This window comes from Cupriavidus sp. 207A1, from assembly GCF_057798955.1.
The window spans coordinates 1-8,013 of the sequence record NZ_JBYOJO010000029.1 but is presented as its reverse complement, the minus strand read 5'-3'; the positions used below and the strand labels follow the sequence as shown (position 1 = coordinate 8,013).

The 8,013-nt window shown below is 64.6% G+C and carries 4 protein-coding genes, 2 tRNA genes and 1 rRNA gene; all 7 read left to right on the top strand.

The annotated features are described in order from the left end of the window. Nucleotides 1-1,920 (top strand): acetyl/propionyl/methylcrotonyl-CoA carboxylase subunit alpha (locus tag AC3FMM_RS31225; protein WP_488688312.1); only part of this gene is annotated, 1,920 nt, incomplete at its 5' end. 62 nt (nt 1,921-1,982) lie between these two features. Beyond that, nucleotides 1,983-2,585 carry a glutathione S-transferase family protein gene (locus tag AC3FMM_RS31220; RefSeq protein WP_115709494.1) on the top strand — a complete coding sequence of 201 codons (603 nt, stop codon included), beginning with the start codon at nt 1,983-1,985 and terminating at the stop codon, nt 2,583-2,585. Nucleotides 2,586-2,766: 181 nt separating this feature from the next. Next, nucleotides 2,767-3,258 (top strand): VOC family protein, encoded by a 492-nt coding sequence (locus AC3FMM_RS31215; RefSeq protein WP_018003732.1) that lies wholly within the window; start codon nt 2,767-2,769, stop codon nt 3,256-3,258. A 91-nt stretch (nt 3,259-3,349) separates the two neighbouring features. Further along, nucleotides 3,350-5,716 (top strand): DNA polymerase II, encoded by a 2,367-nt coding sequence (locus AC3FMM_RS31210; RefSeq protein ID WP_488688309.1) that lies wholly within the window; start codon nt 3,350-3,352, stop codon nt 5,714-5,716. A 515-nt stretch (nt 5,717-6,231) separates the two neighbouring features. Then, a 16S ribosomal RNA gene (locus AC3FMM_RS31205) occupies nt 6,232-7,763 on the top strand. A 62-nt stretch (nt 7,764-7,825) separates the two neighbouring features. Next, nucleotides 7,826-7,902, top strand: a tRNA-Ile gene (locus AC3FMM_RS31200). An 11-nt stretch (nt 7,903-7,913) separates the two neighbouring features. Continuing rightward, nucleotides 7,914-7,989, top strand: a tRNA-Ala gene (locus tag AC3FMM_RS31195). Nucleotides 7,990-8,013: the final 24 nt, after the last annotated feature.

The following is an 8,013-nucleotide window of genomic DNA, read 5'->3' as shown; positions in this document are numbered from 1 at the left end:
TCCGATGCCGACGCCGAGGCGCGCCACGTCGCCTTCTGCGACGAGGCCGTGCATATCGGCGGCGCCGCCGCGCGCGACAGCTACCTGCGCGCCGACCATATCATCGAGATGGCGAAGGAGACCGGCGCCCAGGCCATCCACCCGGGCTACGGCTTCCTGTCCGAGAACGAAGCGTTCGCCGAGGCCTGCGCCGCGGCGGGGCTGGTCTTCATCGGCCCGCCAGCGTCCGCCATCCACGCGATGGGCAGCAAGAGCGCGGCCAAGCAGCTGATGGAGAAGGCGGCGGTGCCGCTGGTGCCGGGCTACCACGGCGAGGACCAGGACCCGGCGCTGCTGCGCCGCGAGGCCGACCGCATCGGCTACCCGGTGCTGCTCAAGGCCAGTGCGGGCGGCGGCGGCAAGGGCATGCGCGTGGTCGAGTCCGGCGACGGTTTCGAGGCCGCGCTGGCGTCGGTCAAGCGCGAGGCCAGCGCCAGCTTCGGCGACGACAAGGTGCTGGTGGAGAAGTACCTGACCCGTCCGCGCCATATCGAGATCCAGGTGTTCGCGGATACGCACGGCAACTGCGTCTACCTATTCGAGCGCGACTGCTCGGTGCAGCGCCGCCACCAGAAGGTGCTGGAGGAAGCGCCGGCGCCGGGCATGACCGAGGAGCGCCGCCGCGCCATGGGCGAGGCGGCGGTGGCCGCGGCCAAGGCGGTTGGCTATGTCGGCGCCGGCACGGTGGAGTTCATCGCCAACCAGGATGGATCGTTCTACTTCATGGAGATGAACACCCGCCTGCAGGTCGAACACCCGGTGACCGAGATGATCACCGGCCAGGATCTGGTCGAATGGCAGCTGCGCGTCGCCGCGGGCGAGCCGCTGCCGCTGGCGCAGGAGCAACTGCGCATCGACGGCCATGCGCTGGAAGCACGCATCTACGCCGAGAATCCCGACAAGCAGTTCCTGCCGTCCACCGGCACGCTGCGCTTCCTGCGCACGCCGCCGGCGGTGCAGTTCATGCGCGGCGAGGATGCCCACGGCCCGGCCGGCGTGCGTATCGATGCCGGCGTGCGCGAGGGCGACACCATCAGCCCGTTCTACGATCCGATGATCGCCAAGCTGATCGTCTGGGGCAAGGACCGCGACGAAGCGCTGGCGCGCATGCGCCAGGCGCTGGCGGCGTACCACGTGGTCGGGCTGTCGACCAACGTGGCGTTCCTGCAGCGGCTGGTGAAGTCGGAGGCGTTCCGCACCGCCGATCTCGACACCGGACTGATCGCGCGCAACGAGGCGGTCCTGTTCCCGCCGCCCGCGCCGGTCGGCATGGAGCTGATCGCGCTGGCGGCGGCCGCGCTGCTGACGCGCGAAAACCAGCAGCTCCGCATCGACGCCGCCGACCAGCACTCGCCGTGGACCCACGCCGGCGCGTGGCGGCTGAACGGCGGCGTGTCGCGCAGGCTGCGCTTCGGCTATGGCGAGCAGGTGCTCGACGTGACGCTGGACAGCAACGAGCGCGGCAGCACGCTGAGCTACGCCGACCAGGCCGCGCCCTTTGCCTATACCTGCCAGGCCGACGATATCCGCGTCAACCTCGGCACGCGGCGCGCGCACGGGCAGGTCCACCTGGATGGCGACGAATTCCACGTCTTCCATGGCGGCCGCCACGCCACGCTGGCCTGGCTCGATCCGCTCGCCCATGCCGGCGAGGCCGAAGGCGAGGGCGGCAAGCTGACCGCGCCGATGCCGGGCAAGGTGATCGCCGTGATGGTCGAGGCCGGCAACGCGGTCGCGCGCGGCGCGCCGCTGCTGGTGATGGAGGCAATGAAGATGGAGCACACCATCTGTGCCCCCGCCGACGGTGTCGTCAGCGAAGTGCTCTACGGCATCGGCGAGCAGGTTGCCGAAGGCGCGCAACTGCTCGCTTTCAGCGACTGACGGCGCCGGGTCGGTGCTATCCTGCTGCCTCGAATCCATTGGGCCGAGGCCGGGAGGACGGTATGACCATGACGCTTTACTACAACCCCCAGAGCCGCGCGTCGGTGGCGCGCTGGATGCTGGAGGAGGTTGGCGCCGACTACGCGTTGCAGCACCTCGATATCGCCAAGGGGGAAAGCCGGGCGCCGGCTTTCCTGGCGATCAATCCGATGGGCAAGATTCCCACGCTGGTGCTGGATGACGGCACCGTGCTGACCGAGAACGGCGCGATCATCGCCTGGCTCGCCGATGCCTATCCGAAAGCGGGGCTGATGCCGCCGCCGGGCTCGTCCGCGCGCGGCACGGTGCTGCGGTGGCTGTTCTTCTGCGGCAGCTGCTTCGAGCCCGCGCTGACCGACCGCATGATGCGTGCCCAGGCGCCGCTGCCCAAGCAGACCGTCGGCTGGGGCGACTATGACGAAGTCATCGACGCCATCGAAAAAGCCCTGTCACCGGGTCCCTTCGTGCTCGGCGACAGCTTCAGCGCCGCCGACGTCTACCTCGGCGCGTCGCTGGCGTGGGCGGGACAGTTCGGTGCGCCGCGCATCCGCGAAAGCCGCTGCATCCAGGACTACGTAGAGCGCATCACCGCCCGCGACGCCTTCGTCCGCGCGGCCAAAGGCTAGCGAAGCCGGCGTGCTTCGGGCGCAGCATGCCAGCGGGCTCCCAGTCCATGTGACGCCGCCACGGCCTGCATTGCCCCCCGGAGTGTGAGACATTGGAGTCCCGGCCAACGGCGCCGGTCGAAACGGCACGCTGGCCCACCGGCGCCGGAGGTCCGGCGCCGTGTCTTCAAGGAGACTCAACATGCCTGGCAAGAACACGATCTGCCTGTGGTACGACCGCGATGCGCTGGAAGCGGCGAATTTCTATGCCAAGACCTTTCCCGACAGCGCCGTCGGCGCCGTGATGCGCGCACCGGGCGACTATCCGGACGGCAAGGAGGGCGATGTGCTGACGGTCGAGTTCACCGTCGCCGGCATCCCCTGTGTCGGCTTGAACGGGGGCCCGCACTTCAAGCACAGCGAGGCCTTCTCGTTCCAGATCGCGACCGACGACCAGGCCGAGACCGACCGGCTGTGGGATGCCATCGTCAGCAACGGCGGCCAGGAAAGCGAGTGCGGCTGGTGCAAGGACCGCTGGGGCCTGTCATGGCAGATCACGCCGCGTGCGCTGCTGGCGGCGATCACCGACCCGGACCGCGCCGCGGCCAAGCGCGCGTTCGACGCGATGATGACGATGCGCAAGATCGACATTGCCACCATCGAGGCGGCAAGGCGGGGCGCAGCGCCTGGTTGATGCAGCGCGCGGTCGACCCAGCGGGTGCGCGGCGTAGCGGTCGGCTTGCGTGCGCCAGCATCGCGCGAATTTCCATTCCTGTTTCTGCAACGTGGCACTTCAGCAAGGCTTCATCCTGACCCGTCACTGGCGTGATACGCCAGGCGGGACCGAAGTGGAATTCTGGCTGGCGACGGATGACGGGCCGCGCCGGCTACGGCTGGCGCCGCAGCCATCGGTTGCCTTTGTGCCGCAGGTGCAGCGCGAGCGTGCCGAGGCACTGCTGTCGCGCGAGCGCGCGGTCGAACTGCGCCCGCTGGCGCTGCGCGATTTCCAGCGCAGGCCGGTGCTGGGACTGTACTGCGCCCAGCACCGGCGGCTGATCCAGTTGGCCAGGACACTGCGCGATGCCGGCGTGGACGTGTATGAAGCCGATATCCGCCCGCCGGAGCGCTACCTGATGGAGCGCTTCATCACCGCGCCGGTGTGGTTCGACGGCGAGGCGGATGGCGCCGGCGTGCTGCGCAACGCGCAGATGAAGCCGTCGGCCGACTACCGGCCGGCGCTGCGCCTGGTGTCGCTCGATATCGAAACCAGCGCGGCGGGCGAGCTCTATTCGATCGCGCTCGAAGGCTGCGGCCAGCGCCAGGTCTACGCGCTGGGGCCGGCGCCGCAATCGCCGGTCGACGTCGATTTCTCGCTGACCTACTGCGCCACCCGGCCCGAATTGCTGCACCGGCTGAACCAGTGGCTGGCCGACCACGATCCCGATGCGATCATTGGCTGGAACCTGGTGCAGTTCGACCTGCGCGTGTTGCAGGAGCAGGCGCGCCGGTTCCAGGTGCCGCTGCGGCTTGGGCGCGGCGGCACGGAAATGGAATGGCGCGAGCACAACGCGCAGCAGCACTTCTTCGCCAGCGCGCCGGGGCGCCTGATCATTGACGGCATCGAGGCGCTGCGCTCCGCCACCTGGAGTTTTCCGTCCTTCAGCCTCGAAGGGGTGGCGCAGGCGCTGCTCGGTGAAGGCAAGGCCATCGAAAATCCGTACGACCGCATGGACGCCATCGACCGCATGTTCGCCCATGACAAGCCGGCACTGGCGCGCTACAACTTGCGCGACTGCGAGCTGGTGACGCGGATCTTCGAGAAGACCGAGTTGCTGCGGTTCCTGCTCGAGCGTGCCACGGTCACGGGCTTGCCGGCCGACCGCAGCGGCGGCTCGGTGGCGGCGTTCACGCACCTGTACATACCGCTGATGCACCGCCAGGGTCTGGTCGCGCCCAACCTCGGCGAGAAAGCGCCCGAGGCCAGCCCGGGTGGCTTCGTCATGGACTCGCGCCCAGGGTTGTATGAATCCGTGCTGGTGCTGGACTACAAGAGCCTCTACCCGTCGATCATCCGCACCTTCCTGATCGATCCGGTTGGCCTGGTCGAAGGCCTGGCGCATCCGGACGATGCCGATGCGGTGCCGGGCTTCCGCGGGGCGCGCTTTTCGCGGACCAAACACTGCCTGCCGGCCATCGTGGCACGGGTGTGGCAGGGGCGCGAGGCCGCCAAGCGCGATGGCAACAAACCGCTGGCGCAGGCGCTCAAGATCATCATGAACGCGTTCTACGGCGTGCTCGGCTCGAGCGGCTGCCGCTTCTTCGATGCGCGGCTGGCATCGTCGATCACCATGCGCGGGCACGAGATCATGCGGCAGACCCGCGCGCTGATCGAGGCGCGCGGCTACGAGGTGATCTACGGCGACACCGACTCGACCTTCGTCTGGCTGCGCCGCGCCCGCACCGAAGCCGACGCCGCGCAGATCGGGCGCAGCCTGGTGGCCTACGTCAACGACTGGTGGCGCGACCACCTGTGGCAGACCTACGGGCTCGAGAGCGCGCTGGAGTTGCAGTTCGAGACGCACTTCCGGCGCTTCCTGATGCCGACCATCCGCGGCGCCGAGCTGGGCAGCAAGAAGCGCTATGCCGGCCAGGTGGAGCGTCCCGACGGCACGTGCGAGATGGTGTTCAAGGGGCTGGAGACGGTGCGCACCGACTGGTCGCCGCTGGCGCAGCGCTTCCAGCAGACGCTCTACGAAAAGGTCTTCAACCGCGAGCCGTATGCGGACTATGTGCGCGACATCGTGCGCCGCACGCTGGCCGGCGAACTCGACGAGGAACTGGTCTACCGCAAGCGGCTGCGGCGCCGGCTTGACGAGTACCAGCGCAACGTGCCGCCGCACGTGCGCGCCGCGCGCCTTGCCGACGACTTTAACGCGCGCCACGGCAGGCCACCCCAGTACCAGCGCGGCGGCTGGATCAGCTATGTGATGACCGTGGCCGGGCCAGAGCCGCTCGAAGCACGCTCGGCGCCAATCGACTATGCCCACTATGTGAGCCGGCAACTGCAGCCGATTGCCGACGCGATCCTGCCTTTTCTGGACGATGAGTTCGAAACGCTGTTGTCGGGCCAGATGGCACTGTTTCCTCAGTAACACGGCAGCGCTAATACGGCGCGCGGGAATGAGTGCTGCCTGCATGCAGCCGGTACCGGCATCAAGTGCCGCAACCGGCTCTTATTCTGTTTCCAAGAAAAGTGCTTGCCAGGCGGACGTCGCCGGTATTAAGATTCGCCCCCTCGTTCGCAAGGCATCGCGCAACGGGCAAGGAACGGCGCGCAAGAATTGACTCGAAAGAGGGCGTGCAGGCAATAAAGAATTTTTCGAAATCAGTTGCTTAATCGAAAAAATTTCTTTAAAGTCTCGTTCCTTCGCTGCTGACAACGCAGCGCGCTGAACGGCAAAGCCGGTGAGCGAAGTTCTTTAACAAACAAACAACCGATAAGTGTGGGCGCTTGATAGCGGAGGCGAAAGACTTCGGTCTTTTAGCTTAAAAGTTATACAGTGCTCGCACAGCAAAACGTGACTGGATCTTCGGATCTGGTCAGTCAGTTTTCTGAGAGTGAGCGACCGCTCGAAAGAGCGAGGACCTTCGGGTCCACACAGAGATTGAACTGAAGAGTTTGATCCTGGCTCAGATTGAACGCTGGCGGCATGCCTTACACATGCAAGTCGAACGGCAGCGCGGGCTTCGGCCTGGCGGCGAGTGGCGAACGGGTGAGTAATACATCGGAACGTGCCCTGTCGTGGGGGATAACTAGTCGAAAGATTAGCTAATACCGCATACGACCTGAGGGTGAAAGCGGGGGACCGCAAGGCCTCGCGCGATAGGAGCGGCCGATGTCTGATTAGCTAGTTGGTGGGGTAAGAGCCTACCAAGGCGACGATCAGTAGCTGGTCTGAGAGGACGATCAGCCACACTGGGACTGAGACACGGCCCAGACTCCTACGGGAGGCAGCAGTGGGGAATTTTGGACAATGGGGGCAACCCTGATCCAGCAATGCCGCGTGTGTGAAGAAGGCCTTCGGGTTGTAAAGCACTTTTGTCCGGAAAGAAATGGCGCTGGTTAATACCCGGCGTCGATGACGGTACCGGAAGAATAAGCACCGGCTAACTACGTGCCAGCAGCCGCGGTAATACGTAGGGTGCGAGCGTTAATCGGAATTACTGGGCGTAAAGCGTGCGCAGGCGGTTTGATAAGACAGGCGTGAAATCCCCGAGCTCAACTTGGGAATGGCGCTTGTGACTGTCAGGCTAGAGTATGTCAGAGGGGGGTAGAATTCCACGTGTAGCAGTGAAATGCGTAGAGATGTGGAGGAATACCGATGGCGAAGGCAGCCCCCTGGGACGTCACTGACGCTCATGCACGAAAGCGTGGGGAGCAAACAGGATTAGATACCCTGGTAGTCCACGCCCTAAACGATGTCAACTAGTTGTTGGGGATTCATTTCTTCAGTAACGTAGCTAACGCGTGAAGTTGACCGCCTGGGGAGTACGGTCGCAAGATTAAAACTCAAAGGAATTGACGGGGACCCGCACAAGCGGTGGATGATGTGGATTAATTCGATGCAACGCGAAAAACCTTACCTACCCTTGACATGCCACTAACGAAGCAGAGATGCATCAGGTGCCCGAAAGGGAAAGTGGACACAGGTGCTGCATGGCTGTCGTCAGCTCGTGTCGTGAGATGTTGGGTTAAGTCCCGCAACGAGCGCAACCCTTGTCTCTAGTTGCTACGAAAGGGCACTCTAGAGAGACTGCCGGTGACAAACCGGAGGAAGGTGGGGATGACGTCAAGTCCTCATGGCCCTTATGGGTAGGGCTTCACACGTCATACAATGGTGCGTACAGAGGGTTGCCAACCCGCGAGGGGGAGCTAATCCCAGAAAACGCATCGTAGTCCGGATCGTAGTCTGCAACTCGACTACGTGAAGCTGGAATCGCTAGTAATCGCGGATCAGCATGCCGCGGTGAATACGTTCCCGGGTCTTGTACACACCGCCCGTCACACCATGGGAGTGGGTTTTGCCAGAAGTAGTTAGCCTAACCGCAAGGAGGGCGATTACCACGGCAGGGTTCATGACTGGGGTGAAGTCGTAACAAGGTAGCCGTATCGGAAGGTGCGGCTGGATCACCTCCTTTCCAGAGGCTTGTGTCTCAAGCCTAGCGTTCACACTTATCGGTTTGTTTGCTGTTACAGCCAAGGGTCTGTAGCTCAGGTGGTTAGAGCACCGTCTTGATAAGGCGGGGGTCGTAGGTTCAAGTCCTACCAGACCCACCAAGTTATCCGAGGGGGGATTAGCTCAGCTGGGAGAGCACCTGCTTTGCAAGCAGGGGGTCGTCGGTTCGATCCCGTCATCCTCCACCATCACCTGGTACCTTGGTTTGGTTG

What these genes read in the sequence shown, in the direction of transcription:
- AC3FMM_RS31220 (WP_115709494.1), top strand. Translation starts at nt 1,983, where the DNA reads ATGACCATGACGCTTTACTACAACCCCCAGAGCCGCGCGTCGGTGGCG.
- AC3FMM_RS31215 (WP_018003732.1), top strand. Translation starts at nt 2,767, where the DNA reads ATGCCTGGCAAGAACACGATCTGCCTGTGGTACGACCGCGATGCGCTG.